Source organism: Telluria mixta (assembly GCF_029223865.1).
Classification (GTDB): Bacteria; Pseudomonadota; Gammaproteobacteria; order Burkholderiales; family Burkholderiaceae_D; genus Telluria; species Telluria mixta.
Map to the genome: position 1 here is coordinate 1864349 of NZ_CP119520.1, position 18033 is coordinate 1882381.

General features: G+C 63.0%; 14 protein-coding genes. 10 read left to right on the plus strand and 4 right to left on the minus strand.

The window, feature by feature from the left end:
* Positions 1-26 precede the first annotated feature (26 nt).
* Entirely contained in the window at positions 27-1934 is a 1908-nt protein-coding gene (locus P0M04_RS08240; RefSeq protein WP_259448407.1) for an XrtA/PEP-CTERM system amidotransferase, read from the plus strand.
* Here the strand turns inward: P0M04_RS08240 and P0M04_RS08245 are convergent.
* The 3 genes from P0M04_RS08245 to P0M04_RS08255 all read right to left on the minus strand — a co-directional run bounded on the left by P0M04_RS08245 (position 1931) and on the right by P0M04_RS08255 (position 5869).
* Positions 1931-3175, minus strand: coding sequence for a pyridoxal-dependent decarboxylase, exosortase A system-associated (locus P0M04_RS08245; protein WP_259448408.1), 1245 nt, complete (start codon positions 3173-3175; stop codon positions 1931-1933). The genes P0M04_RS08240 and P0M04_RS08245 overlap by 4 nt on opposite strands.
* Entirely contained in the window at positions 3172-4740 is a 1569-nt protein-coding gene (locus P0M04_RS08250) for an acyl-CoA ligase (AMP-forming), exosortase A system-associated (protein WP_259448409.1), read from the minus strand. Before P0M04_RS08250 ends, P0M04_RS08245 begins: the two co-directional genes overlap by 4 nt.
* A gap of 85 nt (positions 4741-4825) precedes the next feature.
* Positions 4826-5869, minus strand: coding sequence for an acyltransferase family protein (locus P0M04_RS08255; protein WP_259448410.1), 1044 nt, complete (start codon positions 5867-5869; stop codon positions 4826-4828).
* Positions 5870-6129: 260 nt separating this feature from the next.
* Here P0M04_RS08255 and P0M04_RS08260 point away from each other — a divergent pair, with 260 nt between their 5' ends.
* The 6 genes from P0M04_RS08260 to P0M04_RS08285 all read left to right on the plus strand — a co-directional run bounded on the left by P0M04_RS08260 (position 6130) and on the right by P0M04_RS08285 (position 13118).
* Positions 6130-7200, plus strand: a complete 1071-nt coding sequence (locus P0M04_RS08260; RefSeq protein WP_259448411.1) for a polysaccharide deacetylase family protein — start codon at positions 6130-6132, stop codon at positions 7198-7200.
* 359 nt (positions 7201-7559) lie between these two features.
* The gene (locus P0M04_RS08265; protein WP_259448412.1) at positions 7560-8582 is read left to right on the plus strand and encodes a glycosyltransferase family 2 protein; all 1023 of its coding nucleotides are present in this window, start codon (positions 7560-7562) and stop codon (positions 8580-8582) included.
* 252 nt (positions 8583-8834) lie between these two features.
* The gene (locus P0M04_RS08270) at positions 8835-9743 is read left to right on the plus strand and encodes a hypothetical protein (protein ID WP_259448413.1); all 909 of its coding nucleotides are present in this window, start codon (positions 8835-8837) and stop codon (positions 9741-9743) included.
* Positions 9740-10726, plus strand: a complete 987-nt coding sequence (locus P0M04_RS08275) for a glycosyltransferase (protein WP_259448414.1) — start codon at positions 9740-9742, stop codon at positions 10724-10726. Before P0M04_RS08270 ends, P0M04_RS08275 begins: the two co-directional genes overlap by 4 nt.
* Before the next feature lie 209 nt (positions 10727-10935).
* Positions 10936-12042, plus strand: a complete 1107-nt coding sequence (locus P0M04_RS08280) for an aminotransferase class I/II-fold pyridoxal phosphate-dependent enzyme (RefSeq protein ID WP_259448415.1) — start codon at positions 10936-10938, stop codon at positions 12040-12042.
* Entirely contained in the window at positions 12039-13118 is a 1080-nt protein-coding gene (locus P0M04_RS08285; protein WP_259448416.1) for a GNAT family N-acetyltransferase, read from the plus strand. The genes P0M04_RS08280 and P0M04_RS08285 overlap by 4 nt, the downstream gene beginning before the upstream one ends.
* Here the strand turns inward: P0M04_RS08285 and P0M04_RS08290 are convergent.
* Complete coding sequence (locus tag P0M04_RS08290; protein WP_259448417.1) at positions 13072-14082, minus strand: polysaccharide deacetylase family protein; 1011 nt, start codon at positions 14080-14082, stop codon at positions 13072-13074. The genes P0M04_RS08285 and P0M04_RS08290 overlap by 47 nt on opposite strands.
* 240 nt (positions 14083-14322) lie before the next feature.
* On the opposite strand from P0M04_RS08290, the gene P0M04_RS08295 reads away from it, so the two are divergent.
* Genes P0M04_RS08295 through P0M04_RS08305 form a run of 3 tightly spaced genes read left to right on the plus strand, consistent with a single transcriptional unit; the run spans position 14323 to position 18024 of the window.
* On the plus strand, positions 14323-15552 hold the full coding sequence (locus P0M04_RS08295) for a glycosyltransferase family 4 protein (RefSeq protein WP_259448418.1): 1230 nt from the start codon (positions 14323-14325) through the stop codon (positions 15550-15552).
* Positions 15553-15603: 51 nt separating this feature from the next.
* Positions 15604-16527: a hypothetical protein gene (locus tag P0M04_RS08300; RefSeq protein ID WP_259448419.1), complete on the plus strand. Its 924-nt coding sequence runs from the start codon at positions 15604-15606 to the stop codon at positions 16525-16527.
* Positions 16528-16563: 36 nt separating this feature from the next.
* A complete protein-coding gene (locus tag P0M04_RS08305) occupies positions 16564-18024 on the plus strand; it encodes an oligosaccharide flippase family protein (protein ID WP_259448420.1) in 1461 nt (486 codons plus the stop codon).
* The last annotated feature ends 9 nt before the right edge of the window (positions 18025-18033 follow it).

The following is an 18033-nucleotide window of genomic DNA, read 5'->3' on the forward strand; positions in this document are numbered from 1 at the left end:
CCTCTACAAGCAAGAAAGCCAACACCATGTGCGGAATAGTCGGAATCTTTGACACCCAGGGCAACCGGGAGATCGACCGCGAAGCGCTGCGGCGCATGAACGAAAGCCAGCACCATCGCGGTCCCGACGAAGGCGAGCTGTATCTGGAAAAGGCCTTGGGCATGGGCCACCGCCGCCTGTCCGTGATCGACGTGGCCACGGGCCAGCAGCCGTTCCTGAACGCCGCGCGCGACGTGGCTCTCGTGTTCAACGGCGAGATCTACAATTACCGCGCTTTGCGCGACGAACTGGTCGCGCTGGGCCACGTGTTCCGCACGAAATCGGACACCGAAGTCGTCATGAATGCCTGGATCGCCTGGGGCGAGGACTGCGTGCGCCGGCTGCGCGGCATGTTCGCGTTCGGCGTGTGGGACCGCAGGAAGCAGATGCTGTTCCTCGCGCGCGACCACGTCGGCGTGAAGCCGATGTTCTATTCGCTGCTGCCCAGCGGCCTGTTCGTGTTCGGCTCGGAACTGAAGTCGATCATGACCTTCCCCGAACTGTCGCGCAAGCTGAACCCGCGCGCCGTCGAGGATTATTTCGCCTACGGCTACGTGCCGGAGCCGAACACCATCTTCCACAACGCCTATAAACTCAGCCCTGGCCACTCGATCCTGCTGAAGGTCGGCGACCGCGCCGTCCAGCCGAAGCGCTGGTGGGACCTCGCGTTCAACGTCGCCCCGGCGCGGCCGGAAGCGGACGTGGAGGCCGAACTGATCGAGCGCGTGCGCGAAGCGGTGAAAAGCCAGATGGAAGCGGAAGTGCCGCTCGGCGCCTTCCTGTCCGGCGGCGTGGATTCCAGCGCCGTCGTCGCGATGATGGCGGGCGAACGGGACGGCACGGTCAGCGAAGGCGTGACGACGTGCTCGATCGGCTTCGACGATCCGGAATTCGACGAGACCCAGTTCGCCATGCAGGTGGCGCAGCGCTACCGCACGCACCACCACGCCCAGATCGTCGACAAGGACGACTACGGCCTGATCGACACGCTGGCGCATCTGTACGACGAACCGTTCGCCGACAGCTCCGCGATTCCGACCTACCGCGTATGCCAGCTGGCGCGCCGCCACGTGACGGTGGCGCTGTCCGGCGACGGCGGCGACGAGAATTTTGCAGGCTACCGCCGCTACCGCTTCGCGATGGCCGAGCACAGCGTGCGCTCGAAGGTGCCGGAAGCGATCCGCAAACCGCTGTTCGGCACCCTTGGCAGCCTGTATCCGAAGGCCGACTGGGCGCCGCGCGTGTTCCGCGCCAAGACGACGTTCGAGTCCATCGCGCGCGACCTCGTCGAGGGTTATTTCCACGGCGTGTCGCGCCTGCCGGACCGCCAGCGCGACCTGCTGTTCTCGGACGGGTTCAGGAGCGACCTGCAGGGCTACCGCGCGATCGACGTGATGCGCGCGCACGCCAGGGAGGCGCCGACCGACGATCCGCTGTCGCTGATTCAGTACCTCGATTTCAAGACCTGGCTGCCGGGCGACATCCTGACGAAGGTCGACCGCGCCAGCATGGCCCACTCGCTGGAAGTGCGCGTGCCGCTGCTCGACCACGAGTTCTGCGAATACGCGGCGACGCTGCCCCCGAGCCTGAAACTGCGCGGCGGCGAAGGCAAGTACATCCTCAAGAAGTCGCTGGAACCGCACCTGCCGCACGACATCATGTACCGCTCCAAGAAGGGGTTCTCGATCCCGCTGGCGGCCTGGCTGCGCGGCCCGCTGCGCAGCGCCGTGCGCGAGGCCGTGCTGGGCGCGCGCCTGGTCGATACCGGCATCTTCAACCGCCGCTACCTGGAAAAGCTGGTGGCCGAGCACCACGCGGGCACGGCCGACCACAGCGTGGCACTGTGGTCGCTGATGATGTTCGACGCATTCCTGCGCGTCAGCGCGGGGTCTTAAACGAGGACTTCCAGCGCCGCCGGGTGGCCGAGAAAGGCGCCCGGGCTGGCCGACGGGCCATAGGCGCCCGACTGGAACACGACGACCAGGTCGCCGACCTGCGCGTGCGCGAGTTCCATGCGGTCGGCCAGGATGTCGAGCGGGGTGCACAGCGGCCCCGTCACGCTGGCCGGGCCGCTGTCCACGGCCGTCATGCGGTTGCCGACGGCGACCGGATAATTCTTGCGGATGACCTGCCCCAGGTTGCCGGACGCGGCCAGGTGGTGATGCATGCCGCCGTCCGTCACGAGGAAGACTTCGCCGCGCGACACCTTGCGGTCGACGACGCGCGCCACGTACACGCCGCATTCGCCAACGAGGTAGCGCCCCAGTTCCAGCGCCAGCCGTGCCTGCGGCAGCGCCGCCGTCAGTTTTTCGACTTCGGGCGCCAGGCGCGCGGCGATCGGCGCCACGTCCAGCCGTTCCTCGCCCGGGAAATACGGGATGCCGAAGCCGCCGCCGATGTTCACCTGGCGCACGGGCACCGGCGCCGCCTCGGCCAGGCGCAGCGCGAGGTCGATACTGCGCGCCTGTGCGTCGATGATGGCGTCCGCGCGCAGGCTCTGCGAACCGGCGAAGATGTGGAAGCCCTGGAAATCGACGGCGAGCGCCCCCGCCATACGCAGCAGGCGCGGGACCTCTTCGGCGTCGATGCCGAACGGCTTGGCGCCGCCGCCCATCTTCATGCCGGAGGATTTCAGTTCGAAGTCCGGGTTCACGCGCAGGGCGATGCGCGGCGCGATGCCGAACGCGTCGCCGATGCGCGCGAGGGCGATCAGTTCGCGCTCCGATTCCACGTTCACGCACACGCCGGCCGCGACGGCCTGCGCCAGCTCGTCCTCCTGCTTGGCCGGACCCGCGAAGCTGATGCGCTCCGGCGCCATGCCGGTGTCCAGCGCCGTTTTCAGCTCGCCGCCGGACGCGACGTCGAGCCCGTCGACGAGGCCGGCCATATGCTGCACGAGCGCCGGCATCGGATTGGCCTTGATCGAGTAATGCAGCAGCACGCCTTGCGGCAGTTGCGCGCGCAGGTCGCGCACGCGCTGCGTGCACACGGCGCGGTCGTAGGCGAAGAACGGCGTGCGGCCCACGCGCTGCGCGAGCCGGGTCAGCGGAATGCCGCCGATTTGCAGGACGTCGCCGACGACGGGAAAGTGGATCTGCGGCGCGTGGCGCGGTTTGGCGCGGTTACTTTCTGTCATGATGCTTCGTTCGTGTGCAAAGTTTGGCGCAGCAGGTTGCGGTCGATCTTGCCGTTCGGGTTGCGCGGCAGCGGGCCGGCACGCAGGTCGATGCGGGCCGGGACCATGTAGGCCGGCAGGCGGCGCTTGCATTCGGCCAGCAGCGCCGCGGAATCGATCACGCCCTCTTCCACCGGCACGGCGATGACGGCGATCGCCTGGCCCAGTTGCGGATGGTCGATACCGAAGGCGGCCACCTCGGCGACAAGGCCGGTCGCGTGCAGCACGGATTCGATCTCGGTGGGGCTGATGCGGTAGCCGGACACCTTGATCATGTCGTCGCTGCGGCCGATGAAGTACAGGTAACCGTCGGCGTCGCGGCGCACCGTGTCGCCCGACCACACCGCAAGTTCCGGCACGGGCAGGCCCGGATCCTGGCCGGGTGCGGGGCGGAACCGCTGCGCCGTGCGGGCCGGATCGTTCCAGTAGCCCAGCGCGACGAGCGCGCCGCGGTGCACGAGTTCACCCGGCTCGTCGGCATCGCACGGCGTGCCGTCCGGGCGCACGACGAGGATCTCGGCGTTCGGGATCGCGCGGCCGATCGAATCGGGGCGGCGCGCGACTTCCTCCGGCGGGAGGTAGGTCGAGCGGAACGCTTCCGTCAGGCCGTACATCAGGAAGATCTGCGTGCCCGGCAGGATCTCGCGCAACGCCTGCACCGTAGGCACCGGCATCGCGCCGCCGGAATTCGTGATGAAGCGCAGCGTGCAGTCGGTCGGCCAGGCGAGGCGCGCGAGCGCGATCCACAGCGGCGGCACGGCGGCGAGTCCGGTGATGCGCTCGCGCGCGACCATCGTCACGATGTCCTTCGGAAACAGGTAGTTCATCAGCACGACGCTGGCGCCGCGCAGGAAGGCCGTCGTCAGCTGCGACAGGCCGTAATCGAAACTGAGGGGCAGCACCGCGAGCAGGCGGTCGTCGGCGCGCAGGCAGAGGTAGCCCGCCACGCTTTGCGCGCCCGCGACCATGTTCCGGTGCGACAGCACGACGCCCTTCGGCTGGCCCGTGCTGCCGGACGTGTACAGGATCGCGGCGACATCCGTATCGATGCGGCGGTGCGGCGCGAAGGCCGCGGCAGCGCGTGCCGGCCACGCCAGCACCGGCAATGCGACAGGTGCGGACGCGGCGTCGCCGTCGGCCAGCAGCACGGCGCGCAGGTCCGGGCAACGTTCCAGCACGGGTGCCAGCTGCGCGAGGCGTTCGGCCGTCGTGGCCAGCAGCCGCACGTTGCAGTCGGCGAGGATGTACGCGACCTGCTCGGGCTTGAGCAGCGGATTGACGGGGACGAAGACGCAGCCGGCGGCCGCGGCGCCGAACATGGCGGCCACGTTCTCGATGCGCTTTTCCATGTACACGGCCACGCGCGCGCCGGACGCCAGGCCGGCGTCCAGCAGCAGTGCGGCGACGGCGCGCACGTCGTCGGCCAGCTGTGCATAGCTGCAGCGCCTGTCGCCGTATGCGAGGGCTTCGGCGGCGGGCGTGCGCGCCGCCGTCTCGAACAGGGAATCGTGGATCAGGTGGTTCATCGATGCCAGGGGGCTGCCCGCAACGGGCAAATGCCCATCTTACCAGTTCGGGCCGCGCAGATGAAACGGCGTACGGACAGCATGTTCACCCGGCGGCCCGCACCGCTTTCCGGGTACCGAGGAACAGCGGGGCAAGGACGGACCGGTACCACTTCGTGCGCCGCTCGGTCAGCTCGCCCATGCCCATCACGCCCAGCAGCAGCAGGCCGAAGAACGGCACCGCCGCATGCACGCCCAGTCCGTTCCAGATCAGGACCGCCAGCGGCATGTGGAACACGTACATCGAGAACGTGAAGCTGGACAGGTAGCGGATCGCCTTCTCGAACTTCAGCAGGAGGCCCATGCCAAGCGAACCGGCCGCCAGGAAGTTCAGCGCGACGATCAGGCCGAGCAGGAAGTCGCCGACGAACTGGTTCGAGCCGCGCGTCAGGTCCATCGCCTCGGGCCACACGGCGCGCATGACTTCGCGGATGCGGGCGCCGGCGTCGATCCAGAAGAACGCCAACCCGGCGACGAGCGTGGCCAGGAAGATCCACAGGGCCGTCCTGCGGTCGAGGATCGTCATCTTGCGGTGCAGGTAGACGCCGAGCAGCCACACGGGCATCAACAGCAGGATCTTTGGCCCGGCGACGACCACCGCAACCAGCAGCAGCAAACGGCTGGGGTGGTAGCACCAGATGCCGAACAGGACGTAGTACCAGACTTCATAGTTCAGCGACCAGAACGGGCCGTTGTACGGCAACGCGACGTTGCACCACGTCTGCGCGAGGAAGGTCGCGTTCAGTCCCACGTCGAGCAGGTCCGTCCCGCGCGTGCCCGCGTACTGCATCGTCTCCACGCCGAACGCGGACAGCAGCAGGGACAACACGGCAGCCCCCAGCGCAACAGGATAGATACGGGCGGTACGGTGGTGCAGGTAGCCGCGCAGGCCCAGCTCGGGGCGCGCCGCATGGGAAATCACGAAACCGGACAGCACGAAGAAGATGACGACGGCGGAATGTCCGGGCCACGGCAACGGATGCTGCGGGAACGCGAGCACCCACAGGTGGGACAGGACGACGATGGAGGCGGCGCCGAAGCGGACCAGGTCCAGGTAGACCGACAGGCCGTGGGGGATGTCGCGTGTCATGATCGGAAGGCCTTATGGTCTGTTCTTTGATCAATAGAATTTTAGCATCGAATCAAGCAGCGTTAACGGTGTTGCAATTTAACCGCATGGCGTGCGCCCAAGCCTCGCCTATGCGCCGTGCATGTTTCGTTATTTCGTCTTTAAATACATTTCATCAAATTTGTTGTTTTCAAACAGCAATCTATTCATTTCCAAACCGTAACTTGCGTATTTACATATGCGGATATATGCTGAATTTAAGCAAATTTCCTGGTGTCAATATGCGTACCCAAGTATCCATCACTGTTGACACCGAGTTCAGCATCGCGGGGGCGTTTCGCGACCGGACGGTGTGCCCTGTCGCCGAGCAGCGCGTATGGTGCGTGAGCGATTACAAGTCGCACGGCCTGGGTTATATGCTCGACTGCTTCGCGCAGTACGGGATCACGGCGACCTTCTTCGTCGAAGTCCTGAACCGGCATTACTTCCGTCGCGACCCCATGCGCGGCATCGCCGAAAAGCTGCATGCGGCCGGGCACGACGTGCAGTTGCACCTGCATCCGTGCTGGGCCGTCTTCCAGCACGAGGACTGGCGCGAGCGCGCACGCGTGCGCACGAAGCCCAGCATCGACGCGTTCTACGGCCGTGCCGAGGACGAATCGCTGAAACTCATGGAATACGGGCTCGAGACGTTTCACACGTGGGGCTTGCCGACGCCGACCGTGTTCCGCAGCGGCAGCCTGCACCATGACGACGCGTTGTATCGCGCCCAGGCGCGCGCGGGCATTCCCTACAGTTCCCATGTCGGCGTAGCCGTGTTCGACAGCGGCGACGAGCAATACCGCCTGTACAGCGGCCGCCACGAACGCCATGGCGTGGTCGAATGCCCGATCCTGACCTTCCGCGACTGGAAGGTACCCGGAAAAACCCACCTCAAGAGCCTGACCATCACGGGCAGCAATTTTGCCGAGACGCGCATGCTGCTGGAGCAGGCGCACCGCGAAGGCGTCGAACAGGTGGTGATCCTCACCCATCCGTTCGAGTACGTGCACACGTCCGACCAGCAGATGTCCCGGATGCGCCGCCACCGCGTCAACCAGCGCCGCCTGGCCCGGCTCTGCGAATTCCTGAGCGAGAACACCGACCGGTTCGCGACGGATGGCCTGTCCGCCGCCGCCGCCATGCCCCTGCGCGCCGAATCGTCGCGTAATGTCCTGCTCAAGGGGAGCCTGCTGAAGGCGATGCCGCGCATGGTCGAGCAGGCCGCCTACGACAAATACGCGATGTGGCGCCTGAAGCACCAGCCGGTCGTCCCGTGGTCGACATCCACGGGTCTGCCGAATCTGAAATAAAGCCGGTCCCGGTCAGCGGATAACCGGTACTTCCAGATCACAGCAGCCCGGCATCGGCTGCACGGCCGGGATTGCATCGCAGCGCTTATCGGCAGTTGAACCCCACCCCGGCGTCCGTTCAGGCACGCCATCGCCCCCTCACGGTAGCCCCCACCTCGCGGGAGTAACCAAAGAGCTACCAAAATGACAAGCAGTAGCATAAAATGCCATTCGTGATTCCTTTATGGAAATTGCCTTGCGAGACCGGCTGTAACGCTTACCCATCGCTTTCATCCGCTGAATACCTCTGCCGGTGTTCAATCATGTGACAACCACTTTTCGCCCAAGTGCGCTTACCTTAACCACTAGCATTAAAGCAAATGATGAAAAAGCCAAGGGTATTGATCAGCATTTTGAACTGGAATAAGGCAGACGAGACGCTGATTTGCCTTTCCTCCCTCAAAACGGAGAAACCGATCGAATCTGCGGAAGTGCAGGTCGTCGTGATCGACAACGGCTCCGAGCCTGCCGACTTTGCAATCCTGGAAAGCGGCATCAAAGGCAGCGATGTAACGCTGGTTCACATGCCGGAAAACCTGGGCTTCACCGGAGGACATAACTTCGCCATACAGAAAGCGTTCGACGACGGTTACGATTTCATCTGGTTGTTGAATAACGACGCCATGGTACTTCCAGGAACTTTAGAAAAGCTCCTGGAAACAATGCGCTCCGAACTGCGCTGCGGCGCGGCTTCTCCTGTCATCAGACATTCGCACGACGAGGCTTCGATCGAAGGATGCGTCAATCTGCACGACTGGAAGCTTCGCACCACCGTCTGGATGAGATCCATTCCCGAATGCAAAGCAAAACAAATTGCGGCGCCGGAATCCGTCTGGCTGATCGGCACGGCAATACTGTTCAGGACGGCGGCGTTGCAAGACACCGGTATGCTGGATGATCGCATGTTTGCTTATTACGATGACAATGACATCGGTGCCCGGCTTTCGGCTGCAGGCTGGCATAGCCGCTGTGTATTCGACGCATCAGTCACGCATGCCGCGAAAGAGGAAGGGGGCCTGCGTCCCCTGTATTATCATTATCTGATGCAAAGAAACCAGATGCTCTTCTGGCATAAAAATACGCCGCTAGGTTACAGACGGTTTCTTTGGCTCAAGCTAATCGACACTGCACTTCACAATGCAAATAGACTCCACGCAAGGGGTTTATACGCGCAAGGCGATGCGGCATTGCTCGGAGCGTGGGATTTTATTGTCGGCAAATTCGGAGCACCAAAGCTCGGACGTTCGGTTCCCTTTCCCATGCGCTTGGCATGTAAAGTGTCGGCATTACGAAACCGGAAGATTCTCAAAAATTCATCGATATCCGCATCGCGTACAAGCTGATCCCGATCAGCGGCATCAGTCGCCTATTGGATTCGCATAAGTCGCCACGTAGACGGGCCAGAATGCGTTCAGGCTGATGCCATGTAAAATACAAAAATGCAACAAAAATTGTGATTTTTGATGTAGGAGTAGACTTACATTCAGGCGGCTGTTAGTATCTTTTGTCGTTAAACAGACGGTAGCAAAGAAGCTCTTCTTCGACGTTTCGAACACCGGCACAAATTCGATAAAGAATTCTTTACTGACAGCGCTATGGCTTCCTCACAAATCCTTTTATTCCAGACCACCGAACCACAGAACGTCAGGAAACGCCTGCTGCGTTTTCGCGAGGCTTTTTTGCGCCTCGGATCGAATTACGAATTCGCTATCGTTTCATATTCACCGAGGGCCAGAACGGAAGTTCGTACGGTCGTCCTCGACAATGTAAAGATGGATCATTACATATTCGGCCAGGATGCCATCGACACATTGGGCTATCCGAGCAAGGGCGCTGCACGCCCCTTCAAGCTCATCCCCGGGAATTGTGACCTGATCACCCTGCTGTTCCGAAAAGCCGCACGCAACTACGATCAATACTGGGTCGTCGAAGACGATGTCGATTATTCAGGTGACGTCCATAACCTGTTAAGCGATCTGAGTACCCGCCAGGGCGACCTGCTTGCAAGTCACCTCGCCCATGGTTATGACGGCTGGGCATACTCGTCAATGCTGCGCTCCCCGGCGGGAAATATCAGGCCAGCCGACACCTGGCTGGTATTCCTTACCTTCTTCCGTATAAGCGGCGAGGCGCTGGACACGATCGACCGTTATTATCGCGATGGTTGGTCCGGGCATAGCGAAAATATGTGGGCGACCATCCTCAAACATGCGGGAATGCAAGTGGTAGACTTCGGCGGAGACGGCAGGTATGTCGCCGATGAAGATCGAAACAAACATTATTATGGCCTGCCGAACGACGGCTTCCACAAGAATGGCAGCTTCGGCACGATGAACATTCGAATGTTCGCCGGTCGTCGCAAGAACGTATTGTGGCACCCGATCAAGCAACCCAAGGTATGGGTACGCCAAAACGGCAAGCGATTGCTTTCGATCGCAAAATGGAAAATCGCGAAGCTCGGGTTGACAAGCGCCGGTAAAAAACAACCTGCCAGCAAGGTATGAATCACACCGGAATGAACGTAACGTTTTACTTACCCGACCACCAGCAAGTCGATCAGATCGAGGCTGCGGATCCGGACCGCGACTGGCGCCTCTTCAGCACCGGTGTGCAGGTTTGGGTCGGGCAAACCTATTTGCGTCTCAAGCACCAGGGATTTGCTGTCGGCCTGAGCGCGACGGTACCTTCCGCCGGGATCGTCGTCATGCATGCCGACCATGTGCCGCGTCTTCTTGCCGAACGTAGCCTGTGGTCGAACCTGACGATCGTGTCGGCGCGTGCAGATCGCCCGCCCCAGCCGCATGCCGATATCGAGATCGTTCAAAACCGCACGTCCGCCGAAGGCGTGCGCGTACTGCACATCCAGCATTGGCCCCAACCGGGCCTGGTACGGCGCGATCCCGCCAGGGGCACGAAGGTCGAGAATGTGGCGTTCAAGGGCGCGGCAGGCGAAATGGCGCCTGCGTTTGCGAGCGATCTGTGGGGATCCAGGATGGCGGAGCTGGGGGTCCAATGGCATTGCGATGCGGCGCAATGGGTTGGCAACGCCGCGCAATACGCAACGAATTGGCACGACTACCGCAGCACGGACGTGATTCTAGCGGTCCGCAAGGATTTACAGGGAAGGTATCCGCGCAAACCGGCAAGCAAGCTCATCAATGCATGGTTGGCCGGCGTCCCGGCGATCCTGGGGCCGGAAAGCGCCTATGGCGAACTGCGTCGTTCAGAGCTCGATTACATTGAAGTCACCAGCGCTGAAGAAGCCTACCGCGCGATCGAGAAGCTGAAGAACGATCCGGATCTGTACATGGCCATGGTTCAAAACGGGCAAAAGCGGGCTGAGGAAGTCAGCGCTCGAACCTGTACGAATGCCTGGGCCGATTTACTGTTCAGGCAATTGCAAGACAGGGTTCCGACGTCGATGGTGGCCTTGTTTCCAAAAACAATGCGCTGCCGTGTCAGTCGAATGATCCGAAGACAACCATAAAGCATCGCTTTATCCAGATACGCCGTTCGGTGGGCAGCATGGGTTGCTCATGCAATCCGGGGCCCGCATGTTATATTTCATGCATGAGCTCTACCAAAGGTCAGCCGTCCATACGCCGCGTTGCCATCCCCCCCGTGCCAGTCCTGTCGTGTGCCGCATTCCTGGGTCCTCGCCGGGCCGCGCTGCCTTCGCTCATGGATGGGGCGGACGTGCGTCTCGTTACGAGCGGTCGCGTTGCGATCGGCCTGGCGTTGCGCGCCCTTGGCGTACGTACCGGCGACGTTGTGCTGGTGCCTGCCTATCACAGTCCGTCGATGATTCCGCCTGCGCACTGGTGCGGTGCCGAGGTCAGGTTCTACCGTGTACACTCCGACACCAGTCCTGACCTGGCCGATATCGACGCCCAACTCGCCGCCGGCAACGTAAGGGCCATCCTGGCCACGCATTTCTTCGGGATCCCGCACGACCTTGCGCCTCTGCGCGCACTCTGCGACCGCCACGGTATCGGCCTCGTCGAGGACTGTGCCCATTGCTTGTTCGGCGCGCGCGGCGGCGTCCCGGTGGGGAGCCTGGGCGACTACGCGATCGGCAGCACCATGAAATTCTTCCCGATCTACGAAGGGGGCTGCCTGGTCTCGCGCCGGCACCGGCTGGACGCGACGCTGCATGGCGCAGGTGCCGGTTTCGAACTGAAGGCCGCGCTGAACGCGCTCGAAGCAGCTTTCGCCTACGGCCGCCTGCCCGTGCTGCGGGCCCTGCTCGCACTGCCTTTGCGGATCAAGAGCGCTCTGTGGGATATGCTCAAGTCGCGCGGCCGGACCGGCGGCGGCGGCGGCGAGACACCGTCCGCGCTGGCGCCGTCTTCGTCGGACAGCAGCTTCGAATTCGATCCGCGCTGGGCCGACAAGTGCTCGTCGTGGTTCTCGCGCGTCGTCCTGCGCCTGGCATCGCCCGGGCGCATCGTCGCGCGACGCCGGCGCAACTATCTCGACCTGCAGCGCGCGCTGGAGGACGCACCCGGCTGTCGCCCGCTGTTTCCACGCCTGCCCGACGGCGCCTGTCCGTGGATGTTTCCGCTTCTCGTCGACCAGCCGCAGGCCGTGTGCGATGCCCTGCAACGGGCCGGCGTGCCGATGACGCGCTTCGGCGCGACGCCATGGCCGGGCGTCGACGCGAGCCTGTGTGCCAACAGCGCAGACCTGGGCCGGCGCCTGATCGCGTTCCCCTGCCATCAGTCCCTCGACGACGGCGAACGCGCGTGGCTGCACGCGCAGGTGCGGCAGGCGCTTGAATCATGCGTGGCGGTACCTGCATGAACTGGACCATCGTTCCCGCGATCGACTTTCACAGCCATGCCGCGCGCTGGCAACGCCTGCACGCGGCCAGTCCGGCCTCGCCGTTGCTCGCGGTCGATTTCGTCAAGCCGCTGCTCGACGTCTTCGGCACGGGCCGCGAACTGCTCGCCTGGCACGGCCGCGAGGACGATACGGACGCCATGACGATAGTCACGCCTGGACGTCCCGGCGTGTGGAACACGTTCCAGCCTGCGCAGGCTCCCGTCGGCCTGTGGCTACAGCGCGCCGACGGTGCTGCCGATTGCCTGCTCGCCGGCCTGTTGGCCGCCCTGCCCGGTCCCGCGCTGATGCTGGGCCTCACGCAATGCGACCCGATGCTAATGGCGCGACCGGCAGGCGCACACAGTTTCGATTACATCCGGACAGCGCGCATCACGCTGCTCGGGACCTTCGCAGAGTATTGGAACGCGCGCGGCAAAAACCTGCGCAACAACCTGAAAAAACAGCGCGCCCGTCTGCGCCAGGACGGTATCGCGACGCGCCTGGACATCGTGCGCGCGCCCGATCTGATGGCCGGCGCGGTGGCCGACTACGGCCGGCTGGAGACGGGGGGCTGGAAAGCCGCCGAGGGTACCGCCGTCGCAGCCGACAACGATCAGGGCCGCTTCTACCGCGCGCTGCTGGAAGGATTCGCGCGCCGCGGCGCAGCCCGCGTCTATCGCTACTGGTTCGACGGCCCCGACGGCCCGCGCCTGGCCGCGATGGACCTGTGTGTCGAAGGGGGCGGCTGCATCGTGATCCTCAAGACGGCATACGACGAGACACTCGGCCCGCAGTTGTCGCCCGCACTGCTGATGCGCGAGGAAGCGACGCGTGGCCTGTTCGACGAAGGCCGCTTCGAGCGCATCGAATTCTACGGACGGGTGATGGAATGGCACACGCGCTGGACCGACGAGATTCGCACGATGTACCACCTGAACGGCTATCGCTGGCCTCTGCTGGGCCGCCTGCACGCGCTGGCCGCGCGCCGGAACGAGTCACACGACGGCGTCAGCGTGGCGCCACCAGGGCCTGCCGCAGCTGCGACAGGCTCATGAACTCGCCGCCGACGCTGTCGCGGAACCACGCGCAGTAATCGTGCACCGTCGCGATAAGGCGTTCCAGGTCCGTCTCGCTGCGCACGTACGGGGTATGGCCCGGCATCATCGACGGGCTGTGATACGTAAGCGAAAACACCTGGCAACCATCTTTCAGCAGCGCACTGGTCAGGCGCTGCATCTCTACGCCGCTCGCGACTTCGGGGCTCAGGCGCACACGCTCGAGCGCACGCGAACGGGCCAGCACGCCGCCGAGGCGCAGGCGCCTTGCCCAGTTGCGCTGGGCAAGCTCGTACAGGGCTGGGCCGGCGCTGCGCAACCAGCCGCAGTAGCCGGTCGTGACGGGCAATTCGAGTAGCTCGCGGCGCCCGGCCCGGAACCAGAACGGGTGCTCGTCGAAAGCACGGAAATCCGGGCCGCCATCTTCCGTGAACGCGCTGTACGGGACAACGCTGGCATCCACCTCATAGCCGAGCGAGGCGATCGATTCGGCGGTGTGCGGGCCGAGCCCGTAGCGGCCGGCCTTGAACGCGAGAGGATGCCGGCCGAAGGCATCGGCAATGGTTTCGGTGAGGAGACGCAGCTTGTCGTATTCGAGCTCGCGCGGCAGGTTGCCGCCATACGAATTGAAGTCCGATAGCGCTTCCTCGTAAGGGGGCGAAACCCACGGATGCAGGTGAGCGCCGATCTCGCAATGCCCTGCGTCCAGCAGCCGACGCAGCGTGGCCACCGCAGTCGGCGTGGTCGCGACGGGCCAGTCGACCATATAGGTGGGAATGATACCGAACTTATCAAATACACCTGCATGCATCAGCGACTGACTGGCGATCGACGTCGTACCGATCGCGTTGCGATTGAATGGTTGGTCCCAGGCAAATTCTCCCTCGGTATCGACAATCACGAGCAGGACTGGACGCTGTCCGGGTGCCAGTTGCGCTGGCACATGCTGAAGTTTTTTCAACATTACTTGGTTATTCGGCCCATTAGAAAGTGACATCGTGAGCGGATGTTAATACGCCGCACTTCAAATTTCCTCGCGTTACATCGCTGTTAAAAGTATTGCAATGCTAGCACAGCATCTTTGTCCCCCCGGAAACCAATCGTGCGACACAAGGTCTTGTCTTTGCGCAAAGTTACACATGTCAATTGGGTAAAAACCTCGGCGGGCGCACGATTGCATTGGATAAAGAACGCAGGAGTTTTGATGAGCTTTAATTTTGTGTCAAATATTGTAACTTCAAGCAAAGTTGGTCGCCGACAATCATCGACACGGATCGGTGCCGCGACAAGCCGGGCCTCGCTGGACAAACCAGGTGTGGTATTCACCATGCGCTATCCCGACGACACCGGGTATGTCTGGAACTTCACGGCGGCCATACGCGATCTGGCCAGCGCGGACTTGCGCGAGCATGCGAACGTATACATGGCGTTTCCCAAGCTGTCCGGCAATCCCAGCTACCGTCCTCAACACCTGGAACCTGTCGAGCTCAATTGCTACGATATGACGCTGGCTGGCAGGGCTGCGATCGAACAGTTCGTGCGTGCCCATAATGTGAAAATCATGGTGTTCATGAGCGCACTGTCGAATACCGTTTGCCTGGGCTTACTGCGGCGCCTAGGAGTTCGCACGATCAATACTGAAAACGACAGTTTCGATCCACGTCAGCGCGATGGCTTCTTCAAAAAAATCGCGAAAATCGTGGTGCGACGCGTCCTGCGCATGCAACAACACGACCTGCACCTGGCCAACTCCATCGCCCAGGAACAGTTCCTGCTGAATTACCAGCATCTGCCGCGGGATAAAGTCATCTTGATGCGTAACTCCGTCGATTCGGCCAAGTTTCATCCTGGGGACCGCGCCGAGGCACGTGCCCAGCTCGGTCTCGACCAGGACCGTTTCTGGATCCTCGCGGTGTCCCAAGCACGCGCGGAAAAACGCATCGATTGCCTTCTACGCGTCATGCGCACCGTCATCGACGCCCGTCCGGACAAACCCATAGGATTCATCTATGTAGGGGACGGCGCGCCGGCCATGCAGTGGAGACAGCTGGCAAAAGAGCTTGGGCTGGGCGAGTCATGCATATTCGCCGGTCGCCAGGACGAGCTGTTGCCGTACTATCGCGCCGCCAATCTCTTCGTGCATGCGGCCGAGCGCGAAAGTTTCGGCAATGCAATCGTCGAGGCGATGGCCTGCGGCATCCCCGTCGTTGCCAGCGCGGCGCTGGGTCCGAAAGAGACCATCCTCGACGGCAAGACCGGCGCCCTGATCGGCCTGGACGACTTCGCCGGCTTCACACAGGCCGTACTGTGCTACGTCGACGATCCGGAAATGGCAAAAATGCATGGAAACAACGCGCGTGCGCACGTCGATACCGCATATAATGTTGTGCGCCAAAGCAAGGAGTTCGCCGCGCACATCCAGCGGTTTCTATGATTTGCAGGCGCATGCTTTGAATTTCATCAGCACAAAAGGGAGTCCCGAGGAATGTCTTTAGTCGAGAGGGTGGTGCAGCGCGTCAGGCGAGACTATTTTCGATGGCAGTACCAAAAAGTCGCACGCCAGATCCTGGACACCCGCCCGGTCAAGCGTGGCGACCTGCCCTTCACGCTGCTGTCGATGGTGCATCAGCGCGACGTCCATTCCTACCTGGTCGCGGTGAAATCGTTCACGCACTTCCTGAATCCGTCCCGCATCGTGGTCGTGTGCGATCCGTCGATCGATGACAACGATCGCGCCGTGCTGAAGCACCACCTGCCGCACGTGATCCTGCGCGAGGCGGGCGAATTCACCCATCCCGACATCCCGCGTGGCGGCACGTGGGAGCGCCTGTTCGCGATCTCTGGCTATGCGCTGGACAGCTACGTCATCCAGCTGGATGCCGACACGCTGACCATGCAGCCGATCCCGGAAGTGCTGCAGGCCGTCCAGGCCGGCGCCGGCTTCGTGCTCGGCGAAATCCCGGACACGCCGATCCGCCCACTGGACGCCGTGCGCGTGCATGCGCTGCCGAAGGTGAAGCCGGGCGCGCACATCCAGACGCTGTCGGAAGCCGAGATGGCCAACGTGGGCCTGCCGAGCGACGCGCGCTACGTGCGTGGCTGCTCCGGCTTCACGGGTTTCCCGCCATCGACGACGATGCGCGACAACCTGCTCGACTTCTCGCGCCGCATGAAGGGCAAGCTGGGCGACGACTGGAAACGCTGGGGCACCGAACAAGTGACCTCGAACTATCTGGTGGCGAACGCGTTCGCTGCGAAATCGCTGCCGTTCCCGAAATACGGCACGCCCGACTGCGCCACGGCGGAGACGGCGTTCTTCCACTTCATCGGACCGATGCGCTTCATCAATAACAAGTACAAGACGACGTCGCGCCAGGCCATCCACCTGATCTCCAACGTGCCGGCCTGATACCCGGCCCATTTTTCTCTTCCCGGTTGCGTTGTCATGGCAGATTTGCGTCGTTCGATGGTCATCAACTTCCTCGCGACCTCGGGGACCAAGGTGCTGCAGTTCATCGTCAGCATCCTGCTGGCCCGGATCCTGAGCCCGAGCGAGATCGGCATCTATTCGATGACGGTCGTGTTCGTGAACTTCGCCCAGGTGTTCCGTGACTTCGGCATCAGTCATTATCTACAGCGTGAACGGGACCTGGACAACGACAAGATCCGCGCGGCCACCGGCGTCGTGTTCACGACGTCCTGGATCATTGCGGCCGCCCTGTTCACGGCCAGCGGCTGGCTTGGCACCTGGTTCAAGGAACCAGGTATCGTGCCGGTGATGCGCGTGTTGGCCATCGGCTTCGTGTTCATTCCGTTCGGCACCGTCACGAGCGCCCTGCTGGCACGTAATCTCCAGGCCGAGAAACAGGCGGTGGTGCACGTCGTCGGCACGGTGTGCTTCTGCGCCAGCACATTGATCCTTGGCGAAATGGGCTTCGGTGCCATGTCGATGGCATACGGTAACCTGATCAATATCCTCGCCTGTGGCATTGCCTATATCCCCCTGCGCCCGAAAGGCATGCCTTGGCTTCCCGGCCTGCGCCACTGGCGCAGCGTCGTGCATTTCGGCGTCGGTTCGCTCGCCACGAACTGCGCGACGACACTGAACAATTCGATTCCCGACATACTTCTCGGCAAGCTGGGTACCGCCCGCCACGTCGGCCTGTTCAGCCGCGCGAACTCCACCGTGTCGATCTTCAACTACGTGGCGGGGTCGACCATGAACTACGGGGCCGTTCCCTATCTGGCCCAGACGTACCACCGCGGCGAATCGCTGGCCCCGATCCTGGCCCGCTCCACGCTGCTGCTGACGGGCATCGGCTGGACCGCGTTGTCCCTGACGTGCGTGCTGGGCCAGGACATCGTCATCGCGCTGTACGGCGCCAAATGGATCGAGTGCGTGCCGGCGATCCTGCCGCTCGTACTGGCGGCCGTCGTCACACTGGCCTTCAACTACATTCCGATAGCAGTGACGGCGATCGGCCGTCCCTACCTGAGCGCCTTCCCGGTCGTCGTCACCCTGGCGACCCGCATCCTGTTCGGCGTGCTGCTGTTCGACGGCAGCCTGGACGGATTCGCGTGGGCGCTGTTCTTCGCAACGGTGGCCAGCGCCCCCGTCACCGCGATCCAGCAAAGCCGCTATTTCGGCCTCACGACCGCGATGATGCTGCGCGCCCTGCTGCCCAGCGCTGTCGTGGCGGCGGGGACCGGTGCCGTCGCGTGGCTGTTGGCGCTGCTGCTGCCGGCGTCCATCCCGGCCATGGCGCGGCTGCTCGTGATGATGCTGCCGCTGGCCCTCACCTGGTATTTCCTGCTGCGCGCCACCCGTCACGAACTGGTGGGCGAAGTGCACCGCCTGGCCGCACCGTTGAAGGCCAGGTTGGCCCTGTTGCGTCCGAATGTATAATCGACCGCT